At 59.2% G+C, this 17388-nt stretch carries 15 protein-coding genes and 1 other RNA gene; 2 read left to right on the top strand and 14 right to left on the bottom strand.

Annotated elements, in window-relative coordinates; translation table 11 throughout:
* Positions 1 to 2: 2 nt before the first annotated feature.
* From PLD_RS29295 to rsmI, 14 genes are all read right to left on the bottom strand, one after another.
* A complete protein-coding gene (locus PLD_RS29295) occupies positions 3 to 959 on the bottom strand; it encodes a D-alanine--D-alanine ligase (protein WP_159898254.1) in 957 nt (318 codons plus the stop codon).
* Positions 956 to 2389 carry a UDP-N-acetylmuramate--L-alanine ligase gene (murC, locus tag PLD_RS29300; RefSeq protein ID WP_178116256.1) on the bottom strand — a complete coding sequence of 478 codons (1434 nt, stop codon included), beginning with the start codon at positions 2387 to 2389 and terminating at the stop codon, positions 956 to 958. Before murC ends, PLD_RS29295 begins: the two co-directional genes overlap by 4 nt.
* 13 nt (positions 2390 to 2402) lie before the next feature.
* Positions 2403 to 3473: an undecaprenyldiphospho-muramoylpentapeptide beta-N-acetylglucosaminyltransferase gene (gene murG / locus PLD_RS29305; protein ID WP_159898256.1), complete on the bottom strand. Its 1071-nt coding sequence runs from the start codon at positions 3471 to 3473 to the stop codon at positions 2403 to 2405.
* The gene (gene ftsW / locus PLD_RS29310) at positions 3463 to 4680 is read right to left on the bottom strand and encodes a putative lipid II flippase FtsW (protein WP_159898257.1); all 1218 of its coding nucleotides are present in this window, start codon (positions 4678 to 4680) and stop codon (positions 3463 to 3465) included. Before ftsW ends, murG begins: the two co-directional genes overlap by 11 nt.
* Positions 4677 to 6023, bottom strand: a complete 1347-nt coding sequence (gene murD, locus PLD_RS29315) for a UDP-N-acetylmuramoyl-L-alanine--D-glutamate ligase (RefSeq protein ID WP_159898258.1) — start codon at positions 6021 to 6023, stop codon at positions 4677 to 4679. The genes ftsW and murD overlap by 4 nt, the downstream gene beginning before the upstream one ends.
* A gap of 5 nt (positions 6024 to 6028) precedes the next feature.
* The gene (mraY, locus tag PLD_RS29320) at positions 6029 to 7111 is read right to left on the bottom strand and encodes a phospho-N-acetylmuramoyl-pentapeptide-transferase (RefSeq protein WP_016966661.1); all 1083 of its coding nucleotides are present in this window, start codon (positions 7109 to 7111) and stop codon (positions 6029 to 6031) included.
* The gene (gene murF, locus PLD_RS29325) at positions 7111 to 8493 is read right to left on the bottom strand and encodes a UDP-N-acetylmuramoyl-tripeptide--D-alanyl-D-alanine ligase (protein ID WP_159898259.1); all 1383 of its coding nucleotides are present in this window, start codon (positions 8491 to 8493) and stop codon (positions 7111 to 7113) included. The genes mraY and murF overlap by 1 nt, the downstream gene beginning before the upstream one ends.
* Positions 8486 to 9949 (bottom strand): UDP-N-acetylmuramoyl-L-alanyl-D-glutamate--2,6-diaminopimelate ligase, encoded by a 1464-nt coding sequence (locus PLD_RS29330; protein ID WP_159898260.1) that lies wholly within the window; start codon positions 9947 to 9949, stop codon positions 8486 to 8488. The genes murF and PLD_RS29330 overlap by 8 nt, the downstream gene beginning before the upstream one ends.
* Entirely contained in the window at positions 9949 to 11688 is a 1740-nt protein-coding gene (locus PLD_RS29335; RefSeq protein WP_159898261.1) for a penicillin-binding protein 2, read from the bottom strand. The genes PLD_RS29330 and PLD_RS29335 overlap by 1 nt, the downstream gene beginning before the upstream one ends.
* On the bottom strand, positions 11685 to 11978 hold the full coding sequence (gene ftsL, locus PLD_RS29340) for a cell division protein FtsL (protein WP_159898262.1): 294 nt from the start codon (positions 11976 to 11978) through the stop codon (positions 11685 to 11687). The genes PLD_RS29335 and ftsL overlap by 4 nt, the downstream gene beginning before the upstream one ends.
* On the bottom strand, positions 11975 to 12922 hold the full coding sequence (gene rsmH, locus PLD_RS29345) for a 16S rRNA (cytosine(1402)-N(4))-methyltransferase RsmH (protein ID WP_371929106.1): 948 nt from the start codon (positions 12920 to 12922) through the stop codon (positions 11975 to 11977). Before rsmH ends, ftsL begins: the two co-directional genes overlap by 4 nt.
* Entirely contained in the window at positions 12919 to 13374 is a 456-nt protein-coding gene (gene mraZ / locus PLD_RS29350) for a division/cell wall cluster transcriptional repressor MraZ (RefSeq protein ID WP_011063319.1), read from the bottom strand. The genes rsmH and mraZ overlap by 4 nt, the downstream gene beginning before the upstream one ends.
* Before the next feature lie 307 nt (positions 13375 to 13681).
* Positions 13682 to 14035, bottom strand: an RNA gene (rnpB, locus tag PLD_RS29355) — RNase P RNA component class A.
* A gap of 72 nt (positions 14036 to 14107) precedes the next feature.
* A complete protein-coding gene (gene rsmI, locus PLD_RS29360) occupies positions 14108 to 14962 on the bottom strand; it encodes a 16S rRNA (cytidine(1402)-2'-O)-methyltransferase (RefSeq protein ID WP_178116258.1) in 855 nt (284 codons plus the stop codon).
* A gap of 237 nt (positions 14963 to 15199) precedes the next feature.
* On the opposite strand from rsmI, the gene PLD_RS29365 reads away from it, so the two are divergent.
* Both PLD_RS29365 and PLD_RS29370 read left to right on the top strand, forming a co-directional pair.
* Positions 15200 to 17011 (top strand): penicillin-binding protein activator, encoded by a 1812-nt coding sequence (locus tag PLD_RS29365; RefSeq protein WP_159898264.1) that lies wholly within the window; start codon positions 15200 to 15202, stop codon positions 17009 to 17011.
* On the top strand, positions 17011 to 17382 hold the full coding sequence (locus PLD_RS29370; RefSeq protein WP_159898265.1) for a YraN family protein: 372 nt from the start codon (positions 17011 to 17013) through the stop codon (positions 17380 to 17382). The genes PLD_RS29365 and PLD_RS29370 overlap by 1 nt, the downstream gene beginning before the upstream one ends.
* Positions 17383 to 17388: the final 6 nt, after the last annotated feature.

Consider the following 17388-nt stretch of genomic DNA (forward strand, 5'->3'; position numbering starts at 1 on the left):
ACTTAACCCCTCGCCTCAAAACTGGCTGCCAGGATGGCCAATACCAACTGCTGGAAATCCAGACCCGCCGCACGGGCGGCCATCGGCACCAGGCTGTGATCGGTCATGCCTGGAGCGGTGTTCACTTCCAGGAACCAGAATTGCCCCTGCGCATCCTGCATCACATCGGCACGTGCCCAACCGGCAATACCTAGCGCCTCACAGGCTTTCGCCGTGAGCTCCATGAGCTCCTGTTCCTTGGCGCTTTCGAGCCCGCATGGAATCCGATACTGGGTATCGCAAGCCAGGTACTTGGCGTCGTAGTCGTAAAACGTGTGGGGGGTACCCAGAGCGATCGGTGGCAATACCTGGCCACGCAGCATCGCGATGGTGAACTCCGGACCTTGAATCCATTGTTCAACCAAAACTTGCGAATCGTAGGTACTGGCCGCCCTCCATGCATCGATCAACTCAGACGCGGAAGTCACCTTGGCCATACCGATACTGGAGCCTTCATGAGCCGGTTTGACGATCAAAGGCAGGCCCAGTTCCGCCACCGCGGAAATACAGTCGGCCTCGCAGCTCAGTACTGCGTGGCGTGGCGTCGGAATGCCTAGGCTGTGCCAGACTTGCTTGGTGCGCAGTTTGTCCATGGCCAGGGCCGAAGCGAGGATGCCGCTACCGGTGTAGGGAATTCCCAGGCATTCCAGCAGACCTTGCATGCTGCCGTCTTCACCGCCGCGGCCGTGAAGAATGACGAAGGCGCGGTCGATCTTCTCGCTCAAGAGGCGCTGCAGCAGATCGTCGCCGACATCGATGCCGAAGGCATTCACACCGCCGCTCTGCAAGGCTTCAAGCACGGCCTTGCCGGACTTCAGCGAGACTTCTCGCTCAGCGCTCTTGCCGCCGTAGAGCACGGCAACGCGGCCGAAATCGCTCGGCTTTACGCTGGAGAACAGGTTGGCGTAGGCAGCCGTCATTTCGCCCCCTTGCCAGCGGCCACAGCACCGGCGAACAGCGGGCTGTTGAGCAGTTTTGGCGCCAGGCCGCCGATATCACCGGCGCCTTGGCACAACAGGATGTCGCCGGCGCGCAGCAGTGGCTTGACCAAGGGCGCCAGGTCGACACCGCGCTCGATGTAGATCGGGTCCAACTGGCCCCGTTGCCGGATGCTGTGGCACAACTGGCGGCTGTCAGCGCCGGGAATCGGCTCTTCGCCGGCCGGGTAGACCTCCATCAACAGCAGCACGTTGGCATCGGCCAGCACCTGCACGAAGTCGTCGTACAGATCGCGGGTACGGCTGAAACGGTGCGGTTGGTAGACCATCACCAGACGGCGTTCCGGCCAGCCGCCACGGACCGCCTTGATCACCGCCGCGACTTCGGTCGGGTGATGCCCATAGTCGTCCACCAACATCACGTTGCCGCCTTCCACCGGCAGTTCGCCGTAGACCTGGAAGCGCCGTCCCACACCCTGGAAGCCGGACAAGCCTTGAACGATGGCTTCATCACTGATGCCTTCGTCGGTGGCGATGCAGATGGTCGCCAGGGAGTTCAACACGTTGTGGTTGCCCGGCATGTTCACCGATACGTCCAGCGGCTCACGGTCGCGACGCAGCACGGTGAAGAAGGTCTGCATGCCTTGCTGGCGAACATTGATCGCACGCACGTCGGCTTCTTCGCTGAAGCCATAAGTCACGGTAGGACGTTTCACCTGCGGCAGAATTTCACGCACTACAGGGTCGTCCAGGCACATGACTGCCAGTCCGTAGAACGGCAGGTTGTGCAGGAAATCGACGAAGGTTTTCTTCAGCTTGTTGAAGTCTCCGTCGTAGGTCGCCATATGGTCGGCGTCAATGTTGGTGACGACCGCCACCAGCGGCTGTAAATGCAAGAAGCTGGCATCGCTTTCATCGGCTTCAGCGATCAGGTAACGACTGGTGCCCAATTGTGCATTGGTCCCAGCGGCATTGAGCCGGCCACCGATCACAAAGGTCGGGTCCAGACCGCCCGCGGCGAACACCGAGGCCAGCAGGCTGGTGGTGGTGGTCTTGCCGTGAGTACCGGCCACGGCGACGCCATGGCGGTAACGCATCAGCTCCGCCAGCATTTCCGCACGCGGCACCACCGGAATACGCCGTTCCAGTGCGGTAGCGACCTCCGGGTTCGAGGTATTCACCGCGCTGGATACCACCAATACATCGGCATGGGCAGCGTTCTCGGCACGGTGGCCAATGTAGATCTGCGCGCCAAAGGACTCCAGACGCTCGGTGACCGGCGAGGCCTTGAGGTCGGAGCCAGACACTTGGTAGCCCAGGTTCAACAGCACCTCGGCGATACCGCACATGCCGACGCCACCAATGCCGACGAAGTGGATACGACGGATACGGCGCATTTCCGGTTGCGGCATGGCTTTTTGATTCTCAACCACGGGCCACCTCCAGACAGATATTCACCACATCAACGGTGGCATCGGGTTTGGCCAGTCGGCGCGCGGCCTGGGCCATGGTGTCGAGTCGTTCTGGTTGCATCAAAACCTCTGTCAGGCGAGCGGCAAGGTCCGCTGCACCAGTCGTTCTTTGCGGCATCAGGAAGGCTGCACCTTCACGAGCCAAATATTCGGCATTGCGGGTCTGGTGATCGTCGATGGCATGGGGCAACGGCACCAGCATCGAGGGCAGGCCGGCAGCAGCCAGTTCACTGACGGTCAACGCACCTGCGCGACAGACCACCAGGTCGGCCCAGCCATAGGCTTGGGCCATGTCTTTGATAAAGGGCTGCACCTGCGCCGCAACGCCAACCGCGGCGTAGCGCTCTGCAGTGACCTCATCGTGGTTCCTGCCAGCCTGGTGGAAGACCTCCGGACGTAGCTCGGGGGCGACCTGTGCCAGGGCTTGCGGCAGCAAAGTGTTCAATGGTTCTGCACCCAGGCTTCCGCCCAGAATCAGCAAGCGCGCCTTGCGGCCCGCCAGGGCCTCGCGCGGTGCTTCAAGGAACAGTTCAGCGCGTACCGGGTTACCGGTGGTGCGACGGCTACCGGATGCGCCGAAGGTATCCGGGAACGCTTCACAGACGCGGGCGGACAACGGCACCAGCAGTCGATTGGCGGTACCGGCCACGGCGTTCTGCTCATGAACGATGACGGGGACTGCGGACAATTTGGCTGCGACGCCTCCTGGACCGGTCACATAACCGCCAAAGCCCAATACACAAACCGGCTTGAGCTGACGAATAATCCGCCGCGCCTGCAGCACCGCCTTGATCAGCACGAACGGCGCCTTAAGCAGGGACAACTTGCCCTTGCCCCGTAGCCCGGTGACGTTGATCAAGTGCAAAGGCAATCCCGCCGCTGGTACCAGCTCGTTTTCAATGCCGCGAGGGGTGCCCAGCCAATGCACGGTGTAGCCGCGGACCTGAAACTCGCGGGCACAGGCCAATGCCGGAAACACGTGGCCACCGGTGCCGCCAGCCATGATCAGCACGTTAGCGCCCATGGTTCGGCTCCTCGGCAAAGTCACTTTCACTGAACTCCATCTCTTCACTGCCCAAGTGGGTTCGACTCTCCCACTCAATGCGCAGCAACAAACCGAGACAGGCGCAGCAGATCACCAAGGAGCTGCCGCCATAGCTGAGGAAGGGCAAAGTCAGCCCCTTGGTCGGCAACAGGCCGACGTTTACTCCGATATTGATCAAGAACTGACCAATCCATAGAAACGACAGACCGTAAGCGACATAGGCGGCAAAAAACTGTTTGGCTTTCTCGGCCCACAGACCGATGTACATGCCGCGAATACAAACAAAGGCGAACAACGCGACAGTGCACAGGGAACCCACCGCCCCCAACTCTTCGGCCAGTACCGAAAACACGAAGTCTGTATGGGCTTCCGGCAGGTAAAACTGCTTCTGCACGCTATTGCCCAGGCCGACCCCCAGCCATTCACCGCGACCGAAAGCAATCAGCGCCTGGGACAGTTGGTAACCCGCACCGAACTGGTCCGCCCAGGGGTCGGCAAAGTTAGTCAGGCGCGCCATCCGATAGGGCTGCATCTGAATCAGCAATACCACCGCTGCAACCGCCAGCAGAACCATCAAGGAAAAACGCGCCAACCCGACGCCGCCAAGGAACAGCATCGCCGCCGCAGCGCCCATCATCACTACGGTGGCGCCGAAGTCCGGCTCCATCAGCAGCAGGCCCGCCATCGGCAACAGAACGATGAACGGCTTGAAAAAGCCCATCCAGCTTTCGCGCACTTCTTTCTGACGACGCACCAGATAACCGGCAAGGTAGATCACCACAAACACCTTGGCGATCTCGGAAGGCTGCACATTGAAGAAACTGAAGCCGATCCAGCGCATTGAGCCGTTCACTTCGCGACCGATCCCCGGGATGATCACCATCACCAGCAAACCGAACGCACCAATCAGCATCAGCCACCCCAGGCGTTGCCAGGTGGCGATTGGAATCATCATGGTGACGATGCAGGCCCCAAGCCCCAGAACGATATAGATCAGGTGGCGAATCATGTAGTACAGCGCGCTGCCCGACTGCAAGGCCGCCACTTCGGTGGAGGCTGACGCAATCATGACCAGCCCGAGCCCCAGCAGCGTCAGGCAACCGGCGAGCATCGGAAAGTCGAGATCGACGCCACGCCCAGTGATGATCGGTGAGGGGTAGGGCTTGATGATGTTTCTCAAACTCATGCCAATTCCTCCACAACGCGGACGAACTGGTGACCACGGTCTTCGTAATTGTTGAACATGTCGAAACTGGCGCAGGCAGGCGACAGCAGTACTACGTCACCGGCCTGGGCGCTGGCGCGGCATTGCTCCACAGCGTCGGCCAGTGAGCCCACACGAATCAGCGGCACGGCCTCACCGATGGCTTCACCGATCTTGTCCGCATCGCGTCCGATCAGAATCACAGCCCGGCAATTGGCGGCCACGGGATCGCGCAAGTCTTTGAACTCTGCACCTTTGCCGTCGCCGCCGGCGATCAGCACAATCTTGCCGGCGATGTCAGCCCCCAGACCTTCGATGGCAGCCAACGCAGCACCAACATTGGTGGCCTTGGAATCGTTGTAGTAGCCCACGCCATCGACTTCGCGAACCCACTGGCAGCGGTGCTCAAGACCTGCGAACCTGCGCAGAGCCGAAAGCATGGCATCGAATGGCAAGCCAACCGCATACCCCAGCGCCAACGCCGCAAGGGCATTGGCCTGGTTATGGGAGCCGCGAATCTTCAGTTCGCGAACCGGCATCAGGTTCTGGAATTCGAACGCCAGGTATTTCTCGCCATTGTCTTCGCGCAGACCAAACCCTTTGAAATCCGGTTGACCCAGCCCGAACGTCCAGCACGGCAGGCCCTCGCCCATCAGCGGACGGGTCAGGGCATCCTGACGGTTGACCACCACCTGCCGCGCACCGCGGAAGATCCGGTGCTTGGCCAAGTGATAGGCGGGCAAGCCGCTGTAGCGGTCCATGTGGTCTTCACTGATGTTCAGCACGGTGGCGACTTCAGCACCCAACTGATCCGTGGTTTCCAGCTGGAAGCTGGACAGCTCCATCACGTACAGTTCGATGTCGTCGTCAAGCAAGTCCAACGCCGGCGTGCCGAGATTACCGCCGACCGCCACACGCTTGCCCGCCGCGGCGGCCATTTCACCCACCAGGGTGGTCACAGTACTTTTCGCGTTGGAGCCACTGATGGCGACGATTGGCGCCTTCGCGTTGCGCGCGAACAACTCGATGTCACCGGACAATTTCACACCACGGGCAGCGGCAGCCTGCAGGGCCGGGGTCGCCAGGGCCAGACCGGGGCTCACGTAGAGCTCGTCGGCGCGGCACAGGAAGTCGACATCCAGCTCGCCACAACGCACTTCCACCTGAGGATAGTCACGACGCAGCGTGGCCAGTTCAGGTGGATTGTCCCGCGTATCAGCCACCGCAAAAGCGACGCCCCGGCTCGCCAGAAAACGAACCAGGGACATGCCGCTCTTGCCGAGCCCGACAACGATGCGGAAGTGGTCAGAAGCGATCAGAGACACTCGTTCTACCTCAGCTTCAGGGTGGCAAGGCCGATCAACACGAGAATCACGGTGATGATCCAGAAACGGACGATCACCCGTGGCTCGGGCCAGCCCTTGAGTTCAAAGTGGTGGTGGATCGGCGCCATGCGAAACACCCGGCGACCGGTCAATTTGAAGGAGGCCACCTGAATCACCACTGACAGGGTTTCCATGACGAACACGCCCCCCATGATGAACAGGACAATTTCCTGACGGACGATCACCGCAATGGTGCCCAGGGCTGCGCCCAGCGCCAATGCGCCGACATCGCCCATAAAGACTTGTGCGGGATAAGTGTTGAACCAGAGAAAGCCCAAGCCGGCACCGATCAACGCGCCGCAGAAGACAATCAGTTCCCCCGCTCCCGGCACATAGGGAATCAGCAGGTATTCGGCGAACTTCACGTTACCCGACAGGTAGCAGAAGATCCCAAGCGCACCGCCCACCATCACGGTCGGCATGATCGCCAGGCCATCGAGGCCATCGGTCAGGTTGACCGCGTTGCTCGAACCGACGATGACGAAGTAGGTCAAGACCACGAAGCCCACACCCAAAGGAATGCTCACATCCTTGAGCATCGGGATCAGCAGGGTGGTTTCCACCGGGCTCTGGGCGGTCATGTAAAGGAAGATCGCGGCGCCAAGCCCGAACACCGATTGCCAGAAATACTTCCAGCGACTAGGCAGGCCACGGGAATTCTTCTCGATCACCTTGCGGTAGTCATCCACCCAGCCGATGGCACCAAAGGCCAGGGTCACCACCAGCACCACCCAAACATAGTGGTTGCGCAGGTCGGCCCAAAGCAGGGTGCTGATACCAATCGCTGATAGGATCAGTGCTCCACCCATGGTCGGCGTACCCGACTTGGACAAATGGGATTGCGGGCCGTCGTTACGCACGGCCTGGCCAATCTGCCGATTTTGCAAAGTACGGATCATCCACGGACCCAGGCACAGTGCCAAAGACAGCGCAGTCAGTACCCCAAGAATCCCGCGCAGGGTCAGGTACTGAAAGACCGCGAAGCCTTTGTAGAACTGTTGCAGGTACTCCGCTAGCAGCAGCAGCATTAATGTTTATCTCCGTTTTTTTCTTGAAGATGCAAACCACACAAAGCCACGACGATGTTTTCCATCACCGCGCTGCGCGATCCCTTGATCAAAATGGTGGTGTTTGGGTCTTGCTCAACGTCCAGAGCAGCAATCAGATCAGCCTGGCTGGCGAAGTGGCGCGCATGCTCGCCGAAGGCGGCGACGGCATGAGCCATCATCGGACCTACGGCATAGAGAGCCGAAACCTTGCCCGCAGCATATGCACCTACGTCGCGGTGCCCCTGCTCCGCCCACTCGCCTAGCTCGCCAATGTCTCCGAGCACCAGGACGGTGCGGCCGGAAAAGCCGGCGAGTATATCAACGGCGGCGCACATTGAGGTGGGGTTTGCGTTGTAAGTGTCGTCGATCACCCGCATGCCATTCCTCGCCAACTGCGCAACGGTACGCCCCTTGACCGGCTGCACTGCATTCAAGCCGGTAGCGATACCGAACAGCGACACCCCCATGGCATGAGCGGCAGCTGCTGCGGCCAGGGCATTGGCGACGTTATGCTCACCCAACAGGTTCAGTTGCACTGCCTCGACGCCCTTCGGGCTGTGCACGTTGAAAGACGGGCAGCCGCGGACATCACGACTCATCTCAGAGGCATAGAAATCAGCAGCGCTGTTGCTCAGAGCGAAAGTCAACACTTGACGACCCGCAGCGCGGACCTTCCAGGTCTGGAAGGCCTTGTCGTCCAAGTTGAGGACTGCAATACCGGCACTGTCGAGCCCTTCGAGGATTTCCCCCTTGGCTTCGACGATTTTCTCCGGGCCTCCGAACTCACCGACGTGAGCGGTGCCGGCATTATTGATAATTGCCACGTGAGGCCGGGTCATGGCCACGGTGTAGGCAATCTCGCCGATGCGCGACGCCCCAAGCTCAATCACGGCGGCCGTGTGTTCAGGCGCCAGCTCCAACAGTGTCAGCGGCGCCCCCAAGTCATTATTCAGGTTTCCGCGGGTGGCCAGCACGGGACCACGGGTACGCAGAATGCTGGCAAGCATCTCCTTGACCGTGGTTTTACCGCTGGACCCGGTGACTGCTGCCACCGGCCGAGTGAAGGCCCCGCGATTGAGTGCACCCAATTGCCCCAGGGCCAAACGGGTGTCCTTGACCAGCAATTGCGGCAATGTGCTGTCGGGCACTTCACGCTCAACCAACGCCGCCACAGCACCTTTGGCCGCCACTTCATTCAAATAGTCGTGACCATCAAATCGCGGCCCGGTCAGGGCAATGAACAGTTGTCCAGCCTGGATCGCCCGACTGTCGATACTGACCCCCGTAAAACGAGCATCGCCCGCGATCAGGCGGGCGTCCAATGGGGCGGAAATCTCACTGAGCTTCAGGGCCTTAAACATGAGCCACCTCCCAGGCGCCCAAGGCAGCTTGAGCCTCTGTCAGATCAGAGAAGTCATGGCGCTGACCATTGATTTCCTGATAGTCCTCATGCCCCTTGCCCGCCAGTACCACCACGTCATCAGCCGATGCACAAGCGATCAAGCGAGCGATGGCGAGACCGCGGCCGGCAACGAAGTCGACCTTGTCTGCAGCGTGAAAGCCGGCGCGAATATCATCAAAAATCTGTGCCGGGTCTTCGCCTCGCGGATTGTCATCAGTCACCAGCACCCCATCGGCCAGGCGCTCGACCACTTCAGCCATCAACGGACGCTTACCGCGATCACGGTCGCCGCCGCAGCCAAACAGGCACAGCAGACGTCCCTTGGCGTGGGGCCGCAGAGCTAGCAGAACCTTTTCCAGCGCATCCGGCGTGTGGGCGTAATCGACCACCACAAGAGGCTGATTACCGCCACCCAAACGCTGCATGCGTCCGGCTGGGCCTTCAAGCTTTGGCAGAACCGCGAGAATTTCATCCAGCGCGTACTCCAACCCGAGCAAAGCCCCCACGGCGGCCAGTACGTTGCTCAGGTTGAAAGGTCCAAGCAGGCGGCTGCGCAGATGATGCTCGCCCTGCGGCGTTACCAAGGTCGCGCGTACGCCATCGTCATCAAACCGCGCGTCACGGCAATACAAATAAGCAGCAGAGTCTTCCAGGCTATAGGTGATCAGCCGCGACTCTTGTTGGTCGGCCGCCAACTGCCTACCGAAGTCGTCATCGAGATTGATCACCCGGCAACGGAGGTCGGTCCAGTTGAAAAGTTTGGCCTTGGCCGCGCCATAGGCGTCCATGGTTCCGTGATAGTCCAGGTGATCACGGGACAGATTGGTCAGTACTGCCACATCAAACGCCAAAGCCGCGACACGCCCCTGATCCAGGCCATGGGATGAAACTTCCATAGCCACAGCCTTGGCGCCGGCGCTCTTCAGGTCAGCCAGGGTGGCCTGCACGGCAATAGGATTGGGCGTGGTGTGCAAGCCACTTTCCAGCGCGCCGTAAAACCCCGTACCCAGGGTACCCACCAGACCGCAACGCTGGCCGAGCAGATCAAGGGCTTGGGCCACCAGTTGGGTCACGCTGGTCTTACCATTGGTCCCGGTCACGCCCACCAGATTCAACTGACGACTGGGGTCACCGTAGAAGCGCCCCGCGATATCCGAGAGCTGCGCTGCCAGCCCCTTGACCGGGATCAACGGCACATCGGTCAGCGGCAACACTGTCGCCCCGTCGACTTCATAGGCAACCGCCGCAGCCCCCCGTTGCAACGCATCGGCAATGTGCGCACGACCGTCGAACTTGGCACCGGGCACCGCCAGAAAAAGGTCTCCGGCGCGGACATGGCGACTGTCCAAGGTCAATTCCCGAATCAGCAGGTCACGTCCGGCGTGGGCAAAAATCTTGTTCAGGCTAAGAGACATCAGCCGCGCCCTCCATTGGCTTGTACTGGGGTGCTGGGTGCCGCATTGGCCTGTTGCGTGGTCGGCAAGTTATCAGGGGTAACGTTCATCAGCCGCAGGGTGCCGGACATCACTTTGCTGAATACCGGAGCTGAAACCAGGCCGCCGAAATAACCGGCTTTACTGGGTTCGTCGATCACCACAACGATGGCGTAACGTGGATCACTCATCGGGCCGAAACCGGCAAACAGTGAACGATAGGAATTCTCGGCGTAGCCCTTGACGCCCGTCGAGGTTTTACGCGCCGTACCACTCTTGCCCGCCACGTGATAAGCCGGCACCTTGGCCCGGAACACACCACGCGGCGCTTCGATCACTTGTTGGAGCATGCCCTGCATGGTCTTGGCGACACTTTCCGGGATCACTTGAGTGGTCTGTGGCGGTTTGTCGGATTTGATCAGCGTCAACGGAGCAATACGCCCGTTATTGGCCAATGCGGAGAATGCATGCACCAACTGGATAGCCGTGACGGAAAGACCGTACCCGTAAGACAGCGTCGCGGTTTCAGCCTTGCGCCACTCACGGTGGTTGGGCAAGTTACCGACCCGCTCCCCGGGGAAGCCAAGGCCAGTGTCTTGACCCAAACCGATTTTTTGCGCCAACCGGAAAATGGTCTCGCCCCCAATATCGAAGGCGATCTTACTCATGCCGACGTTACTGGAATTGATCAGAATTCCGGTCAAGTCGAGCACCGGACCTTCGCTCCTGGAAACATCGCGAATCGTGTATTTACCCAACTGCAAGGTGCCAGGATAGACCTCGACGGTATCGCCGGGCTTCCAGCGCCCCGTTTCCAGCGCGGCACTCATCGAGATCGCCTTCATGGTCGAGCCAGGCTCGAACACATCGATCATCGCGCGGTTACGCATCATCGCCGGCCGCAGGTTACGGCGGTTGTTCGGGTTATAAGTCGGCTGATTGACCATAGCCAGAATCTCACCGGTCTTCACATCCATGATCACCAGGCTGCCCGCTTTCGCGCCGTTTTCGACAATGGCGTTGCGCAACTCACGATTGGCCAGATACTGCAGGCGCAAATCGATGGATAACGCCAAAGGCTTGCCAGCCTTGGCGTTCTTGGTGACCTGGACATCCTTGATCAATCTTCCGCGCCGGTCCTTGATGACCTGGCGCTTGCCAGGAACACCGGCAAGCCATTCATCGTAAGCCAGCTCGATCCCTTCGCGGCCGCGATCATCGATGTCGGTAAAGCCCACCATATGTGCGGTCACTTCCCCAGCGGGGTAGAAACGCCGGAACTCTTCGATGCCATAGACACCCGGAACCTTGAGATCGAGCACGGCTTGGCCCTGTTCTGGCGTCAGACCTCGAACCAGGTAAATGAATTCTTTGTTGGCTTGGGCCTCAAGACGCTTGGCCAAGGCTTTCGGGTCTTGCCCCAACGCTACCGCCAGCGCTGGCCAACGATCCTTGGATTGCTGCATTTCCTTGGCATTGGCCCACAAAGTGGTGACGGGCGTACTCACCGCAAGGGGCTCGCCATTACGGTCGGTGATCAGCCCACGGTGCGCCGGAATGGGAATATGTCGAACACTGCGCGCATCGCCCTGGCCTTTGAGGAAGTCACGATCGACCACCTGCAGATCGATGATGCGCCAAGCAATTGCCGACACCATGATACCCAGCAAACACAGGACCAGACGAAACCGCCAAGGATAGAGCGCGCCTTCAAGTTTCATGGCGCCACCATTTGAACGTCAGCTGCGCCAGGGATGTGCATCTTCAACTGTTCGGTGGCCAGGACTTCGATCCGGCTGTGGGCGGTCCAGGTGCTTTGCTCAAGAATCAAACGCCCCCACTCGGCCTGGGCCTTGTCACGCACACTCAACTCGCCATATAGCGTATTGAGTAGCTGGCGGTTCCAGTGGGCGCTATAAGACACCGCAATCGCGGAGACTAGAACACCTATAAACAGCAGAAGCATGAAAAAGCTTCCGCCTGGGAGTGGCTTGGCGAAAAGCTTGCTCACCGAAGCTTCTCCGCAACCCGCATGACGGCACTACGAGCACGAGGATTGGCTTTGAGTTCGGCCTCGGAGGCGAACTGCGCTTTGCCATGGATCTTGATTTTCGGCACAAAGGCCTCAAAACGTACTGGCAAGTTGCGTGGCAGGTTGTCAGATTCACCCTTAACCAAACGTCGCATAAACAGTTTGACGATCCGATCTTCCAACGAGTGGAAGCTGATCACCACCAGACGCCCCCCCACCTCCAGGGACTCCAAGGCAGCCTCGAGACCCGCCTCAAGATCGCCCAGTTCGTTGTTCACATGAATACGCAACCCCTGAAAAGCCCGGGTGGCCGGATTCTTGCCCTTTTCCCAGGCTGGGTTCGCAACTTTCAAGACCTCTGCCAGATCGGCGGTACGCTCGAAAGGCTGGATTTCGCGGCGCTCAACCACCGCCCGAGCCATGCGTCCCGAGAAGCGCTCTTCCCCGTACTCTTTGAACACGCGAGCGATCTCTTCCACTGGCGCGGTCGCAATGAACTGCGCGGCACTGATGCCACGAGTCGGGTCCATACGCATGTCGAGCGGACCATCATTGAGAAAGCTGAAGCCTCGCTCAGGATCATCCAACTGAGGCGAGGAAACACCCAGATCCAACAAAACACCACTGACCTTACCCGCCAATCCGCGTTCAGCCACCTCAGACCCCAGCTCGGCAAAACTGCGCTGCACAACGACAAAGCGGCCGTCTTCGGCCGCTAGCGCTTGCCCTGTGGCAATCGCTTGGGGGTCCTTATCAAACCCCAAAAGTCGGCCGCCCGGCCCAAGCTTGCTAAGAATCAGCCGGCTATGCCCGCCACGACCAAAGGTGCCATCTAGATAGCAACCATCAGGGCGCACAGCGAGAGCCTCGACGGCTTCGTCAAGCAGTACGGTGATGTGGTTAAAGCCGCTATCGATAGTCACAGGATCAAATCACGCAGTTCATCAGGCATCGCGCCCGGTTGTTGAATAGCCGCCAGGTCTGCTGCGGAAACAGCATTCCAGGCATCCTCGTCCCACAATTGGAACTTGTTCAGTTGGCCCACCAGCATTGCGCGCTTATCCAACTTGGCATATTCGCGCAGGCGCGGCGGCACCAGAAAACGACCACTGCCGTCAAGCTCAAGGTCGACAGCATTACCAATCAGCAGACGCTGCAAACGACGGTTCTCTTCACGAAGCGAAGGCAGTGCGCGCAGTTTGGTTTCTATAAGCTCCCACTCATCAAGCGGGTAAACACACAAACAAGGATCAACGGCATCGATTGTGACGATTAACTGACCGGAACTTCGCGAAACAAGCTCGTCACGATACCGGCTCGGCATGGCGAGACGGCCTTTTGCATCGAGACTGATAGCGTTAGCTCCGCGAAACACGTCAGCGTTTCTCCAAATTTTAGCGTTCTGCGCTCAAAAAACCCACTTCATGCCACTTTCCGCCACTTGCGCACACTATAGGAATGCGCCCACACCACCGTCAAGGCGCGCAGCGACGGAAAAGCCTTATAGAACGGAGATTTAGGACACTTATAGGAGGGATAACAAGAATTCGGGAGGCATTTTCGAGCATCAACTTCTCACAGCTCAATCAGCTACTGCGCAAAGTTAAAGTGATTTATTAAGAGTAAGATTTTTTCGATATTACAAAAACGCTTCTGCTATTGAATCAAGCAGGGAGGGAAAGGTGGAGAGTCGATCTGTAAGCCGGGTTCTGTCGAGGACAGTCATTCCTCTACGATGGCCATCACTGGACATCTTTAGCAACCTACCCGGTTCCAGCGCGGGCCACGCCTTGGAACCCTATTTGGTCTTGCTCCGAGTGGGGTTTACCTAGCCACGAACTGTTACCAGACGTGCGGTGCGCTCTTACCGCACCTTTTCACCCTTACCGGCACCGAAGTGCTTAGGCGGTTATTTTCTGTGGCACTTTCCGTAGGCTCGCGCCTCCCAGGCATTACCTGGCACTCCGCCCTATGGAGCCCGGACTTTCCTCCCCCCTCTAATTTTCATAGAGGGCAGCGACTGTCCAATCGACTCTCCGCCGCGCAGATTAACGGCAGAGCCACCTAAGAACAAGCGCTAAAAGCCTTTGGCCACCCTGCCACGCCATTTATTGTTCTTTCTGTTTACCCAGAGCTACCTGATAGAGCACATTCTTGCGCTCGCCAGTGATTTCAGCCGCCAACGCCGCAGCCCGCTTAAGCGGCATTTCCTTGAGCAGCAAATCAAGAATCCGCATCGACTCACTGCTGATCACATCATCGCTTTCCGGCGCAGTCCAGCCCGCCACCAGCACGACACACTCACCTCTCTGCTGATTGCTATCGGACTCGACGAAATGACGCAATTGAGCAAGCGGCAAGCCCTTGAGCGTTTCAAAGGTTTTGGTCAATTCGCGGGCCAACAACGCCGGCCGCTCACCACCAAACACCGACTCCATGTCTTGCAGACATTCAAGAATACGGTGTGGCGCCTCATAGAAAATCAGCGTACGTGACTCTTCCTTCACCAACTCCAAGCGCGCCCGCCGCCCCACAGCCTTGGCCGGCAAAAAACCCTCGAAGATAAAACGATCCGATGGCAGACCCGCCGCCGACAACGCCGCAATTAATGCACACGCCCCCGGCACAGGAACCACATTGATACCCGCCGCCCGCGCCTGACGCACCAAGTGATAACCCGGATCAGAAATCAACGGCGTTCCAGCATCGGAAATCAAAGCGACATCATCGCCCGCCAACAAACGAGTAATAAAACGACTGCCCTCATCGCGCTCGTTATGCTCGTGACAAGCGGCCAAAGGCGTGGAGATACCAAAGTGCTGCATCAGACGCTGTGAGTGACGCGTGTCTTCAGCCGCAATCAAAGACACCTCGCGCAACAACCTCAGAGCCCTAGCACTGATGTCGTCCAGGTTGCCGATGGGCGTCGCCACCACATAAAGCGAGCCAGCAGCAGAATTCAAAGGACCTGGAGCAGTCAAAGCACACACCTCTTGATCGGCAAAAGCGCCATTGTAGCGCGTTGACGCCGCCTCAAAAGCTCCGGCGACAAGCCGACACCTGCGCCGTATTGCGACGCTTACGCCACGCAACAACATTTACACCCGCTAAATAGATGGTTTATCACCAGTAACATCGCGTCCCGGCCAGCGCTTGGGTACAATTCGCCGCTCATTTGATCGAGTATCGGGAACACTTACATGATCGCTTGCCTGCGGCTGCTTCTTGCCCTTAGCCTCGCTACCCTCTTGGTGGCTTGCGCCAGCTCGCCCTCTTCCAGCCTTGGCGAACTTCCACGGACACCGGATGCCAGCATCGAGCAACTGCTCGAACAGGCCGCCACCAGCAAATCCCCCGATAAGGCTGCCCTGTTGCGCTTAAGCGCCGCCGACCTGGCTTATAACCAAGGCGATCTCGGACGGGCCGGACAAATCCTCCAGCAAATACAGCTGGACCAGCTCAAACCCGCCCAACAGATTTTCGCCAGTACCCTGGCCGCAGAACTGGCCATGGCACGCAATCAGCCGAAAGCCGCACTGAGCGCCTTGAGCCACACCAGCCTGCAACACTTGAGTGAGCTACCTGCTGGACAGCAGATCCGCACCGGTAGCATTCATGCTCGCGCACTGGAAGCTGATGGCCAGACGCTGGCCGCCGCCAAGCAACGCATCGTCATCGCCCCCCTACTAAAAGATGACGTCGCAACAAAAAACCACGAAGCCATCTGGGCCTTGATTGCCGCGCTCCCCACCGACCAATTGCAACCTGTAGGCAATGATGACCTGGCGGGCTGGCTGAACCTGGCTCTGGCAATCAAAACCGCAGGCACACTGGAACAACAACAGGCAGCCATCGACAACTGGCGGGCGCAAAACCCAAAACACCCTGCCGCCATTCAACTGCCACAACCGCTGATCAAGCTCAAAGAACTGGCCAGCCAGCCCGTCTCCAAAATCGCCCTGCTGCTGCCCCAAGACGGCCCCTTAGCATCAGTTGCCAGAGCATTGCGCGAAGGCTTCATGGCTGCTCACTACCAAGCCCAGCAAGCCGGGCAAAAGCCGCCAAGCATTGAGCTTTACAACAGCTCACGCCTGACCTCCATAGACGACTTCTACCGCAAGGCTCAAGCGGATGGAGTACAACTGGTGGTCGGCCCACTGGAAAAACCCCTGGTCAAACAACTGGCCACGCGCGCGCAACTGCCCATCACTACCCTGGCACTGAACTACAGCGAAGGTGAGCAAGCCCCTGCGCAACTATTCCAGTTTGGCTTGGCAGCCGAAGACGAAGCGCGCGAGGTTTCTCGCCGCGCTCGCGCCGATGGCCTACATCGTGCTGCGGTACTGATTCCCAAAGGCGAATGGGGCGATCGTGTGCTCAAAGCGTTCCGTCAGGACTGGGAAGCCAATGGTGGCAGCGTGGTGGGCATCGAACGGATTGATCAACCTGTGGCTCTGGCGCAACAGATTGCCAATCTGTTCCGACTGCGCCAGAGCGAAGGGCGAGCCAAGAGCCTACAGAGCACCCTAGGCACGCAAGTCGCCGCGCAGCCATCGCGCAGTCAGAACATCGAATTCATTTTCCTGGCCGCCACTCCGCAACAAGCCCAACAGATCAAGCCAACCCTGAACTTCCAGTACGCTGGCGACGTTCCGGTGTACGCCACTTCAAACGTATTCAGCGCCAGTGGCGATCTGAACCAGTACAGGGACATGACCGGCGTAATGTTCTGCGAAACGCCGTGGCTGCTAGACGCCAACGACCCGCTACGCCGCCAGGTCACCGCACAGTGGCCACAAGCGGCAGGCAGCCTCGGACGCCTGTATGCAATGGGCGTTGACGCCTATCAACTCGCACCGCGCCTGGGCCAACTCAAAGCGCTGCCAGACACCCGCATCGAAGGCGAGTCCGGCAGCCTGGGCATGGCTGCCGGACAACGGATCGAACGCCAGTTGCCCTGGGCCAAGTTCGTCGGCGGACAGGTTACTCGCCTGCCCGATACGCCTCGCTAATGCTTCAAGGGTCACGCCAACAAAGCGGACGAGATGCCGAAAGCCAAGCGCTAAGGCATCTCCAACAGCAAGGACTGCGCCTGCTGGCGCAGAACTGGCTGTGCAAACGCGGCGAGCTTGATCTGGTCATGCTTGACGGCGATACAGTAGTATTCGTCGAAGTACGCTACAGGCAACACACGCAATGGGGTGGCGCCCTGGGCAGTATCGATGGGCGCAAGCGTCAGAAACTGATCCTGGCCGCACAGATTTTTCTGCAATGCGAATCACGCTGGTCCAACCACCCTTGCCGGTTCGACGTGGTCGCCATTGACGGCGCCCCGGGCACAGAAGCCCGCTTGAACTGGCTACGCAATGCCTTCGACAGCTGAAAGACG

The sequence above is a fragment of the Pseudomonas sp. LD120 genome (assembly GCF_009861525.1).
In the GTDB taxonomy this organism is placed as follows: domain Bacteria; phylum Pseudomonadota; class Gammaproteobacteria; order Pseudomonadales; family Pseudomonadaceae; genus Aquipseudomonas.

Bases quoted from the DNA above. Each gene is read 5' to 3' on its own strand.
- PLD_RS29295 (WP_159898254.1), bottom strand. From the start codon at position 959: ATGACGGCTGCCTACGCCAACCTGTTCTCCAGCGTAAAGCCGAGCGAT.
- murC (WP_178116256.1), bottom strand. From the start codon at position 2,389: ATGCCGCAACCGGAAATGCGCCGTATCCGTCGTATCCACTTCGTCGGC.
- murG (WP_159898256.1), bottom strand. From the start codon at position 3,473: ATGGGCGCTAACGTGCTGATCATGGCTGGCGGCACCGGTGGCCACGTG.
- ftsW (WP_159898257.1), bottom strand. From the start codon at position 4,680: ATGAGTTTGAGAAACATCATCAAGCCCTACCCCTCACCGATCATCACT.
- mraY (WP_016966661.1), bottom strand. From the start codon at position 7,111: ATGCTGCTGCTGCTAGCGGAGTACCTGCAACAGTTCTACAAAGGCTTC.
- murF (WP_159898259.1), bottom strand. From the start codon at position 8,493: ATGTTTAAGGCCCTGAAGCTCAGTGAGATTTCCGCCCCATTGGACGCC.
- PLD_RS29330 (WP_159898260.1), bottom strand. From the start codon at position 9,949: ATGTCTCTTAGCCTGAACAAGATTTTTGCCCACGCCGGACGTGACCTG.
- PLD_RS29335 (WP_159898261.1), bottom strand. From the start codon at position 11,688: ATGAAACTTGAAGGCGCGCTCTATCCTTGGCGGTTTCGTCTGGTCCTG.
- PLD_RS29365 (WP_159898264.1), top strand. From the start codon at position 15,200: ATGATCGCTTGCCTGCGGCTGCTTCTTGCCCTTAGCCTCGCTACCCTC.
- PLD_RS29370 (WP_159898265.1), top strand. From the start codon at position 17,011: ATGCTTCAAGGGTCACGCCAACAAAGCGGACGAGATGCCGAAAGCCAA.